We start from the raw sequence: 15845 nt of genomic DNA on the forward strand, positions 1-15845 counted from the left end.
ATCGTAATTCACTGAACAAGTTTCAAATAGAAACGGGGCATCTCCAAATAATTTGGAAATGCCCCGTTTCGGCTTATATAGTCAAAGGAGGTAGATGAATCCTTCTTTAGCAAATTCCTAAAGCGGTACAGGCTGGTCAAGGGTGGTCTTAGCCTTGATTTCACCGGTACGCTTCACAATAATCTTTTCTGCCGGAATATCAGCTCCGGCCTGCTTGAGGGCTGCAGCCACAATTCTGCTGAAGTTGGAGCAACAGGGAACTTCCATTTCCAGCACAGTGATGGACTTGATACCGCTCACAGTGAAAATTTCAGCCAGACGCTGCACATAAAGCTGTACATCATCAAACTTGGGACAGCCCATGAGCACCTTCTTACCGGGCAGGAATCTTTCGTGATAGCCCGGCATCGAAACAGCCACACAGTCCGCAGTCAGCAACAGATCCGCCCCCTTCAGGAACGGTGCATCCGCAGGCACCAGACGGATCTGGATAGGCCAGTGGGTCAGATGCGAAGGTCCGGCCTCTGCATCGGTCGGCACATTAGCCTGCTGGCAGGGGGAAGCTGCCGGAGCAAAAGCCTCAATCCGAGATCCTGCACAGCCGCAGCCGCCGGAAGCAGGCTTGGCCTTGGGACCATCCAGATGCAGACTCTTAGGATCAGGCATGTGATCAGGAACCGCACGGCCCTGTTCAGTCAGCAGTTCCTTAACTGCTTCAGGATCAAAGTCATCGGCTTCCACTTCAATAACCTTCAGAGCACCGGTGGGACATTCGCCCAGACATGCGCCCAAGCCGTCACAGTACTTCTCAGCCACAAGCTTGGCCTTGCCGTCAATAATCTGCAACGCGCCTTCTTCACAGCCCGGTACGCACTGGCCGCAACCGTCACAAAGATCTTCATCTATAGAAATCATCTTACGTAATACTTTCATTTTATTATCCTCCTGCGCTCCTGCGAGGCTTAGGATTTAATGCGCTTCCGCGCTTTTTATTGGAAGCATTTTTGCCTCCGGCGGCTTAAACCCTTTTTGAAAAAAGGGTTTAAGAATCCCAAAAACTTTTAGTAGTTTTCAGTTTGTTGTTCTTTCTTAAAGTGTGCCTTGGATAAATTCCAAGACGGAAATTTGTCTTGATACTGCTCTGCCGGGGAAATCAAGTTTAACACTGCCCGGTTGATCGTCTATGGCCCAGAGCGCAAGCCTATCAAAAGGTTCTGAAAGGGGTGGAGTTTGGGGAGGGGAAAACTCTTGCAAGAGTTTTCCCCTTCCCCAGCCGCCGGAGGCAACTAACCGAGAATTGCCTTGAGATCTTCTTCAGGGGTGCTGATGGGCATAATGTTGAAGTTTTCAACGAGGAAGTTCAGCACGTTGGGTGTTACGAATGCAGGGAGACTGGGTCCGAGGCGGATGTCCTTGATGCCGAGGTGCAGCAGGGTCAGCAGGATGGATACTGCCTTCTGCTCGTACCATGAAAGAACCATGGACAGAGGCAGGTCGTTGACGCCGCATTCGAATGCATTGGCAAGTGCCACTGCGATCTGGATTGCGGAGTATGCATCGTTGCACTGTCCGATATCCAGCAGACGAGGAATGCCGCCGATATCGCCGAGCTGCTTGTCGAAGAAACGGAACTTACCGCAAGCAAGGGTCAGGATAACGGTATCCTGCGGAGCCTGCTCTACGAAATCGGTGTAGTAGTTACGTCCGGGCTTGGCACCGTCGCAACCGCCGACGAGGAAGAAATGCTTGATGGCACCGGCCTTAACACCTTCGATTACCTTGTCAGCTACACCGAGAACGGTGTTACGTGCGAAACCGCAAAGTACCTTGCCGTTGTCAGTATCAGCTTCGAAACCGGGAAGTTCCTGTGCCTTTGCGATTACTTCAGCAAAATCGCCGTTGGTTACGTGGGTAACTCCGGGCCAGCCCACGAGACCGGTGGTGTAAATATTGCCCTTGTAGCTTTCAACAGGCTTCTGAATGCAGTTGGTGGTCATAAGGATAGCACCGGGGAACTGTGCAAATTCCTTAGCCTGATTCTGCCATGCGGTTCCGTAATGTCCGTAGAAGTGGTCGAACTTCTTAAGCTCGGGGTAACCGTGACAGGGCAGCATTTCGCCGTGGGTATAAATATTGATTCCGGTACCTTCGGTCTGCTCGAGAAGCTGGCGCAGATCCTTAAGATCGTGACCGGAAACGAGGATGGCCTTACCGGCCTTGGCGCCGAGGGGAACTTCGGTAGGAACGGGATGACCGTAAGCGCCGGTGTTACCTGCATCAAGCAGTTCCATGGCCTTGAGGTTCATTTCACCGCACTTCATCGCCCAACCGACCAGTTCTTCCATGCCGAGCTGCTGGGGAACTACGGAAAGAGCTTCATGAATCTGAGCGTAAAGTTCATCGTCTTCCTGACCGAGAATGGCTGCATGATCGGTATAAGCGGCAACACCCTTGAGACCATACACAAGGATCTGTTTCAGGGAACGCAGATCTTCGTTTTCATCGAAGGAGGTTACGGGGAATGCTTCGCCCTGCTTGCTCAGTTCAGCAGCAGTGCCGGCAACCTTGGTCAGCTTGCCACAGTCTGCACTGACCTTGGCAGCCAGTTCGTCACGGGCAGCAGCAACATTCTTAATGACAGGAACAAATCTTTCGTCATCAAAGTTAACGTTGGTCAGGGTGGAGAACACGCCTTCAGCGGTGAGGCGGTTAACTTCGTTGGAAACCGCAATTCCTTCCTTGCGTGCTGCGGTAGCAACGGTACCGAGCTCTACAAGAACCTGCACCAGAAGGTCTTGGATGGCAGAAACTTCATCAGTCTTTCCGCAAACACCCTTAACGGTACAACCCTGTCCTTTCGCTGTCTGTTCACACTGGTTACAAAACATTCTAAACTCCTTTTCAGGTAATTGGTTTTCTACTTCTTCATTACCGAATATCGAAGTAACCTTTTTAAGTATTTGATTCAGATCAAAAGCCATAATCTTTCTCCCTTCCCGTTAAATATTTTTAAATTTAACCTGAAGCGGGGTGTCATCCGCGCTACCCCGCATTCAGGACTGATTTCTCATTCGTTGAGTCCAAATTAGGAAAACAACGGCTGAAAGTATTTGATTCAGGTCAAGGGAGACATTTTTTTTACAACTTTTTAATCTTCCCAAATAATACAGTTTACAGGACACATATCCATTGCCGACTCAATACACTCTTCATCAGCTCCATCCGGATTAGTGACCTGAGCCAGATCTCCGGGCCCCATTGCAAAAACATCAGGACATTCTTCAACACAAGCTTCACATCCGATACAAGCATCAATATCAATAGCTACAGTACGACCCATATTTTTTCTCCTTTAACTAATAAGACAAACCAGACGGTTCAGGTTAGAATTTAACACACTCTTGTGACCTGCGAAACTCTTAATTGTAACCAATAAATAAAAACTCTATTAAGAATAATTCCTAATAGAGCTTTGTAAAGTATAAATCTTTATTTAATGGATGCTTAGATACGCGCCACACCCAAAAACAGGGCATGCAAAGTAATAACCAGAACCAGAAACACCATACGAGCCGTTTTAGGAGTAACTATCGGCAAACGATAACCTAGACTGGAACTGGAGCAACTTGAAATACAATCTCCACAAAGGGTGCAGGAAATTCCGGGTCGCCCAGCCGCTATATCTACAGGCTTGAGGGCGTTATAGCGGCAGGACTTGCTGCATTTCATACATTTACAGCAATCATCAGATATTTTCATCCGCCACGGGGAGACACGCCCCAGCAAATTGGAAACTATACCCATGGGACAAAAGGCCGTGCAGTGAACCATCATACCCATCCGGCGTGAAAACCAAAACATGACCGCTATCCCAGCTAAACCAAACAAAGAGGCACTCCAGACCGCTATTGCAACTGAAGCTCCTGCCACACGCATTCCCCACGCAGCACCAACCACCACTGCCAGCAGAGCGAGTCGCATCCAGATCAGACGAGAATTAAATTTGCGTGAAGGTCTAAGCTTACCAATGCGGCTGCACTGATCATCCCATGCACCGATGTAGCAGAGATGACTGCACCATGCCGGACCGACCAGCAACACAGACACGGTAAAAAGGATAGGCATAAAAAAACCGGAACCGCGATAGACCGGACCTGCGGCAATTAATGCAGGGACAGGTAAATGAAGCTTTCCGGTCATCAGAAACTGCTCAATTCCTGCAATCCCAAAGGCCAGCTGTCCGAAAAAGACCAGCGAGAACAAAGCCCAGATACGCGGACGCATTGTTTTTGCACCTTCCGGGCTGAACATTTTTCCACCCAGCCACGAAGCGTAGCAGGCTAAAAGAAATATCTCCGCCCTACCCCAACCGGGAAAAAATCGATCAGCAAGAAGGATGGGAAAAGATACTTTGTTGCGCGTAATTTCCAGCAACAGCACTGTAAGTAGAAAGATACTCGTCCTGAACCAACCTTGATCCTTACCCTGGCAGAAACGCTCGCGTCCGGCAGTAGAAAAACAATAGGCAGCAGCAAAAATAGTTACAGCGAACAACGACCCCATAATAACAGCCAGCCGTATCCAATCTCCACCGACGCCGATACGCAGGTTTATCAAACTGGAACCTTTCACGAGCCAAAGCAACGAGCCGCAACCGAGCATAACCCCGGCAACATTACCTGCCCAACGCTCCCGACTGAAAGCAAGTCCGGCAGTTCCGATCATAAATACAGCCAGTCCGCCATCACCGCCACGCAAGGCATGGGCAGCCAACAGCAGATAGGAAAGTGATATGATAAAAAGTCCCGCCATGTTACCGCCTGTCGCAAAAAACTAAGATTCCAGCAATATTTTATCGTGGCCTACGCGATCCATGACCCAGCCGAACCGCTTGCCGTCTACGTAATTATCCATCCAGAGTTTCATGCATCTGGAAATCAACTCTAAAACTTCATCGTCCGAATAAACACCGGGAAGCTCCATACCAAGGCGAGGATGCCTTCCCAGTCTGCCGCCGACAAGAAAACGCCAGCCGCTGCGGGAACAGGAAATCACTTCCGTAGGGCAGACATTGGTGCAATAGCCACAGACAAGACATTTTTCGCGGGTTATTACAACCTTCCCGTCAACCATTTCCATAGCTTCATCAGGACAATTGCGTATGCACTCTTCACAACCGATACAACCTTCATGATCAATGACCGGAACGCAGGCCCGAATCAAACCGATATCAGCTATATGCGGACGTGAACAACCATTAGGACAAGAAGCAGCACTGACATTGACCAGCTTATGCCTGTTGACCTTTTCACCAAATTTTTGATGGAGGAATTCGGGCCAGCCACTTTCCTCTATCACCTTTTCAAGACGCTCGGCAAAATCCTCGTCTACATGCAATGCAAAACGGCATCCCCCGGAAGTTCCCCGGCAGGTATTGATTACAGAAGCTTTATCCATACTATTTCCTTTCTTCGTTTTATCAGTTAGTTAATCGTACTAGAAATACTTGGCATAAACCCTGACTTAAGTCATTTACCAAGCACCATTAATTATAAAAGAATGATGTAATGAAAAAGATACACGAGCTTAACAAAATCTCCCTTTTCGCAGGACTCAGTGCTGAACAGCTGGAAAAACTCGAACAGATCGTTGTTCCTCGTGAATTAAAGAAAGGTGAACAGATTTTTAGCGCAGGCGGTGATGCGACAGGTTTTTACTCAATTAAATCCGGGAAGGTAAAAATTTACCGGGAATCACTGGCTGGGAAGGAACAGATTATTCATATTTTCGGAGCCGGAGAAATTTTCGGAGAGGTGCCGGTATTTCAAGGAGCATGTTATCCGGCAAGTTCGGTAACACTTGCCAAGTCAAAGCTTCTTTACTTTCCACGCGACAGTTTCGAAAGAGTCATTCGCGAAGACCCGGACCTCGCCATGTCCATGCTGGCCCTGCTTTCAGGAAGATTGCGTCAACTGGTCAATCAGGTGGCGGCACTCAGCCTCAGCGAAGTCCCGGCAAGACTGGCCAGCTACCTGCTCCTGCTCAAGTCCACCCAAAATTCCAATATACTGGAACTGGACCTGCCCAAAGGCTTGATCGCCTCCTATCTGGGGACCATTCAGGAAACCCTCTCCCGTGTCTTCAAAAAAATGAGTGAACAGGGGCTTATCAAAGTTGAGCGCAAGACAATTGAGATTATTGATGAAGCTTCACTGGAGTTGATCGCCAGTGGAGAAGAGCAGCTTTAGCCTTTACATTTATAAATATCATCCAGGTCCACCCGCGCCTGCTTTACCAGTGTGGCAATCTGTGGCTTGGAGTACTGGCGGTTCGCTCCGACTGCATCACCTTTATGCAGTAACTCTTCAGTAATAAGAGATGAGAAAAGATAAACGGTCAGATCCCGCAAATTTGGGTCTTCTTTGATACGCTTAGTCAGAGCGTGACCGTCCATTCCCGGCATTTCAATGTCCGAGACAATCAGCTGTACGAATTCGGACACATGAAGTCCGGTTTTGGATACTTTAGCAGAAATTTCTTGAAGAGCCTTCCAGATTTCAAGCCCGTTCGGGTAAGCATCAACTTCAAACCCGCCCCGCTCAAGTGAATTTTTCACCAGATTTCGCATGGAACGCGAATCGTCAGCACAGATAGCCTGATAAACGCATTCTACAGACTCTTCCACTTCTTCAAGAGCTGCCTTGTCACGGTCAGGATTCAAATCTTCCATGGCCTGCTCAAGATCTAGCACCTGCAGGATGCGGTCAGGATCGGTAAGCTTTACTGTGCCGATGATGGTGCCTTCAGCATATTTAGCCATGTTGCCTTGCAGTGATTCAAGCTCACTCCAACTGACACGGTGAATACGGTTAACCCCGGAAACGAGAAAAGCACTTACAACTTCATTAAACTCAGTAACCAAAACCATACGCCGGTCTTTGGAAACAGGTTCCATACGCAGCCAACCGCTAAGGTCAATGAGAGGAATGACAGTCCCCATAAACTCAAACATTCCCAGAACCAGAGGACTCTTGGTATCAATAGAGGACGAAACTCTTGAAACAGATCCTTCCTTCTTGTGTCCGGAAAAATTTTTCAGATCTGCTTCGCGGACTATCTTCTTAACTTTGGCTACGTTCAGGCCGAATGACCAACGCTTGTATGAATCGCCGCTACCCTCATCAAGGTAAAGTTCCAGAAGCTCAACTTCATTGGTTCCGGACTCAAGCAGAATTTTACTCCCCGTCATTACTGGCTATCCCCTCAATTAACTTTAAAAACTTAATCAATTTTCTAGACCTGAGTCATGAGTTACCGCACCTGACACTTTCAGTCCAGCACTCTAAGTAAAAAGCACCGAATTGCCATTTACTTAACTTTTTAGTTTCTGTTTCAGGGCCGCAAGCATGTTGTTAAAAACAAAACTCCAGTCTCCCGGCTTTTTCTGACGAAAAAGCGTCATGCTGGGATACCAGGGAGAATCCTTGCGCTTACGCATCCAGCGCCAGTCCGGGTTGTAGGGAATCGCCACCCACACGGGTATATTCAAAGCTCCGGCCAGATGTGCAACTGAAGTATCCACAGTAATAATAAGATCCAGCTGCTCCATCACCTTGGCCGTATCTGCAAAATCCTCACAGCCGTTTCCGAGATCCCGTACCAGAACTCCGCAGCCGAACTCCTCGCGTTGCTTTGTTTCCGGTCCCTTTTGTAGGGAATAAACAGTAACACCGGGGAGTCCGGCAAAGGGCATGAAGTTTTCAATGCTCACAGAGCGGTTGTGATCATTTTTATGGGTCGGCTTACCGGCCCAGACAATGCCGATCTTAAATTTAGTCCCTTCCGGGACATGAACCGGGAATCCTGCTTGTGCCGGAGCAGTGAGGTAAGGACACTCACGGGGAATGGACTTCAGATCATGTTTCAAAATCCTCGGTAGACTGATCAACGGGCTCTGAAAATCAAATTCCGGTAATTTATCACCGCCACTCACAATTTTTTCAATACCGCCCATTCCTTCCAGCAATGAAATCAATTCCGGCTGGCACTCAAAAATAACCCTACCTCCGGCTTCGGCAACAAGCGGAAGATAGCGGCAAAAGTTCAAGGTATCCCCGAAGCCCTGCTCATGATAAATGAAAATTCTTTTCCCGTTTAAGGGGGAGCCATCCCAAAGAGGCTGACGGAAATGGCGGGGAGCCAGCTCTTTACGCTTCCAGCGGTATTCATAAAGCTCAAAGCCGTTTATGAAGTCACCGTTGGATAATAAAGCCAATGACTTATCCCAGTTAATTCTGGGATCATCAGGCTTAAACTTGAGGCAGTGATTAAAAAGGCGAATTGATTCGTCCAGTTTTCCAAGATCCTGTAAAACCAATCCTAAATTGTAATAAGCATCTATAAATTTGCGGTCCAGTTCAATTGCCCTGCGATGGCAAGCGATGGATTCTTTAAGCTGCCCCAACCTGCGCAGGACATTGCCCAGATTGCTCCATGCACCGGGACTATCCGCCTTAACAGCAATTGCCCTGCGGTAACACGCTTCTGCGGCCTTAAATTTACCCTGTGCCCGCAAAGCAACCCCAAGATTACCCAAAAGGACAGGATCGTCCGGCAGCAAACTCAAAGCCATAGAATAGAGTGCTACAGCTTCTTCATATTTCTCAGCAGAATGCGCCTTCACAGCATTAATGAAAACTTCCTTCACCTTAGGAGGAACAGTATCGATCCATTCAGGCTGCTTGCTTTCCTGCTTTGGGGAAACGGGCCTTTTTTCGCTCATCGTTCCCTCATGGCATAGCTCATGGAGCCCATAAACGGTTCCAGAATATATTCCATCACCGAACGGGTTCCAATATGAATTCCGGCAATTACCCGTATGCCGGGAAAAAGTTTGTAGTAATTTCCATCGTGTTCAAAGAAATCCTTATCAGTCTCAATACGCACTCTGTAGAAGGTCAATCCGCGGTCAGTTGAGTCAGCGTCCGGGCTGATGTTAACAACCTTACCGTCAATATTGCCAAACCGTGCTGCATCGCTTGAAGCCAGCTTAACCACCGCCTTCTGTCCGTCCTTAACGTAACCGATATCACTGATAGGCAAACGCGCTTCAATGACCAGCTTATCCCCGGCAGGAACAATATCCATGATAGTCATACCGGGACGCACAACTTCACCTACGCTGACCACGTACAGGGTCTTAACCACCCCATCCACCGGAGAACGAATTATGGTGCGATTTAGGTTATCCTCAAATTTTCTTAGACGTTGGGATAGCTCGTCAAATTCCCTGCGAGCTTCCTGAAGTTCCTCACGCACCGAAGCCAGATAGGAGTTTCTGATCTCCCCGATATCAGCCTTAGCCTGCGCCAACGCAGAACGGGCCTTGGCAAGTTTCGCTGAATCCTCTTCAATAGAACTTTTCAGCTTTGACTCTTCTTTAAGAAAACCGAGATGCTTGTAACGCGAGGTCAGCCCGTCTTCCAGCAACCCGGCACTGATTTTAATCTGTTCACGCAAAAGCTTAAGGCTGTTCCGTGAGTTGCGCTGCCGTGAAGTTATCTGTTTGATATCCTGTTCGCGCTGCTTGATCTTTTCCCGCTCGGAAAGCAAGTCACTTTCCACACGGGCCTTACGAGTCTGAAATAATTTCAGGGACCGCTCAATCAAAGCCGGAAATTTTTCGTAAATATCTTTGGGGTAATCCGGAGCCTTAAGCCCTTGATCCTCGGCAGACAGGCGGGCAATATTCACCCGCAGGGAAGTTACGCGAACCTCAAGTTCATCAACAGTGGAATCGCTGGCAGTTGCTTCCAGAACGACAAGCTCCTGTCCCTTTGCCACCATCTCCCCTTCGCGAACATTAATCTTCATGATAATGCCGCCTTCAAGGTGCTGAACAGGCTTAACCCTTGAGCTGGGAATAACCTCTCCCTCGGCCTGACTGACAATATCCAGCTGAAAGTAGCAGGCCCACCCCAGAAAGGCGAGGCACATGACTATACACAGGAAAAGGAAGAAATGGCTGGCGCCCTTTACCTCACCGGAGTATTCCGGGCTCATGCTGTTCATTGCACACCCCCGCTTTTGGGTGCTTCAGTTTCCTTCGGCGCGGCATCCTTTTTAGGGTGTAGAACATTTGGTTTCGGCTTGTTTCCAAGATCGATAATGATATCCGCGCGCTGCATGAGACGCATATCCTGTGAAACAATAATCATGGTTTTCTTCACCTTGACCATGCTCTGGATAATCATGTCCATGGCCCGTAAACCTTCGATATCAAAACCCTCGGCAGGTTCATCAAGCACAGCCACAGCCCCCTGCACGGAAAGAGCGCGGGCAAGGGCAAGCCTGCGTCTGATGCCGACTGCCAATTCAGCTCCGCCGTTAACCACTTGGGCCTCCAGTCCCTGAACACTGGTATCAAGATATTTCTTAAGTCCTGCAATTTCCACAACCCGATTCAACCTATCGTCATCCATGCCCGGAGCATTCAGACATATATTTTCCCTGATAGATGCATTCAGAAAGGTCGGTTCCTGCGGCAGGTACATAACCTGCTTGCGCCACCAAGGAGCAGAGAGCTGACGGACATCAACACCACCCGCAAGAATCTGTCCCCGTCCGGGATCTATAAGCCCCAGCAACAAACGCACAAGTGATGTTTTGCCTGCACCGTTATGTCCGGTAACAATTACAATATTCCCCGGCTCAATATTTACATCCAGTCCTTCAAATAAAGGTCCGGTAGAACCGGGGTATGCAAAACCGAGATCTTTGATTTCGATTGCGCCACGGTAATCCTTGAGTTCTGTCCCAGTTTCGGACTCAAGTGGCTGACGGACGAATTCATGTAAGGACTGCATCATTTGTCCGGCCTGAGCGATCATGGCCCGTGATTTCATAAAGGATGCAGATACAGCCAGAGCCTTGCCGGAAAGAATGGAAGCCCCGATTAATCCACCGGTACTCATTGATCCGGCAACAACTTCGCGTGCGCCCACAGCATAAACCATCACCCGCAATAACATGGCGATACTCTGCAAGACAGCCTGTCCACGGGTTCCGCTCTGGACCATATCCCGCTTGATCTGTTGCAGTTTATCCATCTGGGCCTGAAAAACTCCGGTCAGATACCCGCGCCCGCCGAATGCGCGGACAGTATCAGCACCGCTGATAGCATTGGCAAGGTTGCCGCGATGGACCACAGATTCATTACGCATGGCATCGTTCATCCGCTTACCTCGGCGAATATTCAGCCATCCCGCAAGCATGGAACATGCTATCGCCAGAATGGTGATCAGAGCCAACACCGGACTGAGAAAAAAGGTAGCCCCGACAAAAAGGATCAAGAAAGGCATGTCCAAAACAGAGCAGATAACTGATGCGTCATAGCCGGACTGTACAACCTGTATCCCGCTCATAAGCTCATGAATACGAGCCGGGGGAATCCTGCCCAGAGTACTCATTTTGGCCCGAGCAAGGCAGCCCAGTACAGTCTCGGAAAGCACTCGATCAGGCCCCACATTGACAGCCGAGGCCAGACGGACCCGAACCACGGTAAAAGCATGATTCAAAACCCCGGCAATTAGCATTCCGACGGTGAGTGTAATCAGAGTTCCGTCAAAACCGTAACCAACGTAACGATTCAGGACCTGAATTACGAAGATGGGAGAAGCAAGGGAAAGTAAATTGATAAAAAAAGACGCGAGGCAGATCTCGAATGCCAAAAACGGATGTAGCGATAATCTCCTCAACAACTCTCTCATGTGACCGATCCTCTGTCCAAAGTAAGAAAATCAAAACTGCCCGGAAAAAGAAAATTCCATGAGCATGCACACATGGAATTTTCAGTAAACTTCTAAAATCGCGCTTAAAGCTTATTTGAAAACATCAATGTTCATCATGCCCATTTCATAGAGAAGCTTGTAGGCAAAGATAATGTTATCAATGTCGGCAGTAACGCTGGCACTGGTGGCTGTGGAGTAATCCCTTTCACCGACAAGGATATCAAGCAGTTCCACCTGTTCACCTGTGGCTCTCTTTTTCTTGATCAGCTCAAGGAATTCCGCAGTAATGTTAGCCTGAGTCCTGTAAAGCTCAGCATTCTTACGCAGAGTCATAAGCTCAAGCCATGCATTACGGACATTTTCCTCAACAGTGCGGCGCACATCAAGGGTCTGCTTGCGGATTTCGCGCAGATTGGCCTTGGCGGACTGAGTGGCCTCGTATTCATACAGGCCGGAAAAACCGGAGTAGCCAACCTGAAAGGTTGCCTTATTCTCGGTTCTTACACCACTGGCACCCTGATCCTGCTCCCTTCTCTTACCTTCAAGCACGAATTCGAACTTGGGGTAAAGGGTGGCTTCCTGCACATCAACATCGTGGGAAAGCCTTTCCTTGGAAAATTTAAGCTGTAACAACATAGGGTTCTGGGCCTGTGCCTGAGTGATGGCATCATCAAGGGATGCAGGCATATAGCTGGCAGGCATGGCCACCGGAACCATCTTTTCAATTTCATCTATGGCAATGGGGAAACCGTAAACAGCCTTAAAACGGTTGCGTGCAGTCTGGAGGGAGCGCTCAACTGTAACCCTGTATGAAGTCGCCCCGGCAAGCTGAGCCTTGATCTGGAGTTCCTTGTAAGAAAGACCTGCTCCGCGCTTAACCAAAGTTTCTTCCATACCGGAAAGGCGTTTCATACTCTCTTCGGACTGAATGGCGTACTTAAGGGTTTCCCTTGCCCGGATCAGACCGAGATAAGCTTCAACACCCTGAATCATCAATTCCTGACGGGTCTGTTCAAGAACAGCCTTGTATTCATTCAGCAAGGCTTTGCTGCTGTCTATATCGCTATTCACGCCGCCGAAATCCCAAAGAAGCTGGGTCGCCTGAATCCTTTGTTCGTTACGGCCTTTGTTGGTACCGCCCCCGGGCTTGTCGATTTCTTCGCGTCCGCCTTCTACGGAAACATCAAAAGCTGGAGTCCATCCGGACCAACTTTGGGAGACAAGGTGTTCTGCGGATTCAACACGTGCTTCAGCAGCCTTGATGCGGTCATGTGTGGAGAGGAGGTCATTGAGGATTGCTCTGAGGTAAGGCTTACCGTCAGCCTGATCAGGGTTCATGGGAGCCATTTCCTGCTGTGCCGAAGCAATACTGAATGCCCCTGCCAGCAGGCAGAGTGCCAAACTCAAAATAGAAACCTTAATTGCTTTCACCACACCCCCCTCCAAAAAGACTAGACATATTAAACACATAAAACCTAAAGCTTTCTTGTTTTTACTTAATTGTTTCATATATATATAAATTCAATTGAAAAATCCAGACGATTCATACATATATAAATAGTATCTACCAATATCTTTTAACATAAATTCTAGCCCATATCCAAAAAAAATGCTGAGCGTACTAAAAAAAATAGCCGGTTCTGACTCATTCTTTCTACTGCTAACCGGGTTGGCTGTCTCTTTTCTGGTAGCAGCCCTCTATATTTTTCAGCCTCCGATCCTGCAATTTGTAGATTATAAAATCTATGACCAGTTTATGCGCTCCAGTCCTGTGGGCACTAAAACAAATATCCCGGTAATCGTTGATATTGATGATGAAAGCCTTGCCGAACTGGGCCAATGGCCGTGGCCCCGCTATCGTATGGCCCTGCTGCTGGCGAAAATTCAACAGGCCGGAGCACTCTCAACCGGACTTGATATTCTCATCGGGGAGCCGGACCGCACTTCACCAGCCACCATCCAAAAAAGTCTCCGTGAAGAACTGGGCGTAACAGTACACTTCAAAGATCTCCCCCAAGGGCTTATGGACAACGATCTTGTTTTAGCTGATGTGCTTGAACGCGGTCGTTTTGTACTTGGCTTCTATTTTGATTTTATTGAAGAACAGGCTCCATCTTTGAATGACCAGCCCTGCTTTGTTAAAGCGTTGCCCATTGCCCAGATCAGGGCTAAGGGAGCGCCTCCGCTTAAAGATTTGACCCTCAGCGCACTGGATGCAATCTGTCCGCTGCCTGTTCTGGCAAAAGCTTCACCTCTGTGCGGTTTCTATAATTCAATCACCGACTATGACGGAGTTGTCCGCCGGGTTCCGCTGATTATCACCATGAATGGCAAGCAATACCCAAGCCTCGCCCTCGCCACACTCATGAAGGCAATGGGCCGCAAGAACATAATTGCCAAAACAAGTCCTATCGGCATTGAATCCATCCGCGTCGGCAAAACGACCATACCAGTTGATGCCAAAGGGCAGATGCTGGTCCGTTACCGGGGCGGCATGGAAGAATTCCCCTACTACAGAGCCAAAGACATACTCAGCGGCAAAGTCGGGGAAAAAGAACTCAAAGGTAAAATCGTATTTATGGGTACCTCTGCCGCAGGACTGCGCGATTTGAGAGTTACTCCTTTTGCTTCGGACTATCCCGGAGTTGAGGTCCACGCCACCATAGTGGACAATATCCTGACCCGTGACTTCCTGCTCAAACCGGACTGGGTACCCGGTCTGGAACTGGTACTGGTCATGGCTGCGGGTATAATCTCCATGATTCTGCTGACATGGTCCCGCTCCATGTGGATGATCCTGCCAATCGCGGGAATGGGTGCCGGTATTGTTTACGGCTCACTGCATGTTTTTCAGGAATACAATGCATACCTTACACCCATGTATGCACTGATCGCACTGGGCACGAACTTCACCCTGCTGACTCTGATCAAATTCTGGCGAGAGGAAGGACAAAAAAAATTCCTGCAAGCCACCTTCTCATCATATCTGGCCCCGGAACTCATCGATGAGATGTTCAGCAACCGTGAAATGCCGGAACTCGGTGGTGAAGCGAGAGAAATCACAGCCTACTTTACCGATATCCAAAGTTTCTCAACCTTCTCCGAGAAGCTTACCGCACCGCAGTTGGTTGAACTGCTCAACGAATATCTCTCAGTAATGACCGACATTCTTATCGAGGAGAAAGGAACTCTTGATAAGTATGAAGGTGATGCAATTATCGCCTTTTTCGGAGCACCTATGGATGTACCGGACCACGCCCTTCGCGCCTGCCGTGTAGCAGTGAAAATGCAAAAGGCAGGAATAGAATTGCGCGAAAAGTGGGCCAAAGAAAGACAGCTACCCGATGAGCCGGACCGCAACACCAAAAATTTCCCCGAAGAGCAATGGGCCAAGGGCGAAAAATGGCCCAAGGTTGTACACAACATGCGTACCAGAATCGGGGTCAACTCCGGTGAAATCGTGGTCGGCAACATGGGTTCATCCATGCGTATGAACTACACCATGATGGGTGACGCTGTTAACCTCGCCGCCCGTCTGGAAGAAGGAGCCAAGCAATTCGGAATATTCACTGCGGTTTCGCATTTCACTCTTGATCAGGAAGTAAAAGTAGACGGAGAAACCCATAAGATTCTTGATCTCGTGGAAGCAAGGCTTATCGATAACATTCAGGTTGTCGGTAAAAATGAACCAGTGCGAATCTACGAACTGGTAGCCATGAAAGGCGGCCTCACCGAAAGCGAAGAAATCCTCTTCGACCTTTTCGCCAAGGCCCGTGAAGAGTACGTTGCCCAGAACTGGGACAAGGCTATCGAACTCTATAAAGAAGCCAACAAATACGAACTCTACGACGACACCAAATTCACCCCCTCAGATGTATTCATCAAGCGCGCCGAGGAACACAAGATCAATCCACCTGTCCCCGAAGGAGAACTTTGGGATGGGGTTTATCGGATGACTAAGAAGTAGAAACGCGAACAAACCCATTTAATGAAAAATTCTCAGGCGATATTGACAATTCCCCGATAATGAAGAACTTCACGGGTATAACTTTGCGA

12 protein-coding genes are annotated in these 15845 nt (G+C 48.7%); 2 read left to right on the top strand and 10 right to left on the bottom strand.

Annotated features, from left to right (window positions below; translation table 11 throughout):
• Window positions 1-117: 117 nt before the first annotated feature.
• The 5 genes from DESAL_RS14425 to DESAL_RS14445 form a co-directional block, all read right to left on the bottom strand.
• A complete protein-coding gene (locus tag DESAL_RS14425; protein ID WP_015852716.1) occupies window positions 118-933 on the bottom strand; it encodes an ATP-binding protein in 816 nt (271 codons plus the stop codon).
• Between the two features lie 353 nt (window positions 934-1286).
• Window positions 1287-2888, bottom strand: a complete 1602-nt coding sequence (gene hcp, locus DESAL_RS14430; protein WP_015852717.1) for a hydroxylamine reductase — start codon at window positions 2886-2888, stop codon at window positions 1287-1289.
• A 260-nt stretch (window positions 2889-3148) separates the two neighbouring features.
• Window positions 3149-3340 carry a ferredoxin gene (locus tag DESAL_RS14435; protein WP_015852718.1) on the bottom strand — a complete coding sequence of 64 codons (192 nt, stop codon included), beginning with the start codon at window positions 3338-3340 and terminating at the stop codon, window positions 3149-3151.
• A 164-nt stretch (window positions 3341-3504) separates the two neighbouring features.
• Complete coding sequence (locus DESAL_RS14440) at window positions 3505-4812, bottom strand: 4Fe-4S binding protein (protein WP_015852719.1); 1308 nt, start codon at window positions 4810-4812, stop codon at window positions 3505-3507.
• Window positions 4813-4833: 21 nt separating this feature from the next.
• Window positions 4834-5457 carry a 4Fe-4S dicluster domain-containing protein gene (locus DESAL_RS14445; protein ID WP_015852720.1) on the bottom strand — a complete coding sequence of 208 codons (624 nt, stop codon included), beginning with the start codon at window positions 5455-5457 and terminating at the stop codon, window positions 4834-4836.
• A 110-nt stretch (window positions 5458-5567) separates the two neighbouring features.
• Between DESAL_RS14445 and DESAL_RS14450 the strand changes: the two genes are divergently transcribed.
• Window positions 5568-6248 (top strand): Crp/Fnr family transcriptional regulator, encoded by a 681-nt coding sequence (locus tag DESAL_RS14450; RefSeq protein ID WP_015852721.1) that lies wholly within the window; start codon window positions 5568-5570, stop codon window positions 6246-6248.
• On the opposite strand, the gene DESAL_RS14455 is transcribed toward DESAL_RS14450, so the two are convergent.
• The 5 genes from DESAL_RS14455 to DESAL_RS14475 all read right to left on the bottom strand — a co-directional run bounded on the left by DESAL_RS14455 (window position 6245) and on the right by DESAL_RS14475 (window position 13223).
• Entirely contained in the window at window positions 6245-7249 is a 1005-nt protein-coding gene (locus tag DESAL_RS14455; protein WP_015852722.1) for a chemotaxis protein, read from the bottom strand. The two genes, DESAL_RS14450 and DESAL_RS14455, sit on opposite strands and share 4 nt — an antisense overlap.
• 123 nt (window positions 7250-7372) lie before the next feature.
• Complete coding sequence (locus DESAL_RS14460) at window positions 7373-8782, bottom strand: tetratricopeptide repeat protein (RefSeq protein WP_015852723.1); 1410 nt, start codon at window positions 8780-8782, stop codon at window positions 7373-7375.
• Window positions 8779-10071, bottom strand: a complete 1293-nt coding sequence (locus DESAL_RS14465) for an HlyD family type I secretion periplasmic adaptor subunit (protein ID WP_015852724.1) — start codon at window positions 10069-10071, stop codon at window positions 8779-8781. Before DESAL_RS14465 ends, DESAL_RS14460 begins: the two co-directional genes overlap by 4 nt.
• Window positions 10068-11768 (bottom strand): ATP-binding cassette domain-containing protein, encoded by a 1701-nt coding sequence (locus DESAL_RS14470; RefSeq protein WP_015852725.1) that lies wholly within the window; start codon window positions 11766-11768, stop codon window positions 10068-10070. Before DESAL_RS14470 ends, DESAL_RS14465 begins: the two co-directional genes overlap by 4 nt.
• 111 nt (window positions 11769-11879) lie before the next feature.
• A complete protein-coding gene (locus DESAL_RS14475) occupies window positions 11880-13223 on the bottom strand; it encodes a TolC family protein (protein ID WP_015852726.1) in 1344 nt (447 codons plus the stop codon).
• Between the two features lie 175 nt (window positions 13224-13398).
• Here DESAL_RS14475 and DESAL_RS14480 point away from each other — a divergent pair, with 175 nt between their 5' ends.
• Window positions 13399-15756, top strand: a complete 2358-nt coding sequence (locus tag DESAL_RS14480) for a CHASE2 domain-containing protein (RefSeq protein WP_015852727.1) — start codon at window positions 13399-13401, stop codon at window positions 15754-15756.
• The last annotated feature ends 89 nt before the right edge of the window (window positions 15757-15845 follow it).

The organism is Maridesulfovibrio salexigens DSM 2638, from assembly GCF_000023445.1.
Lineage (GTDB): Bacteria > Desulfobacterota > Desulfovibrionia > Desulfovibrionales > Desulfovibrionaceae > Maridesulfovibrio > Maridesulfovibrio salexigens.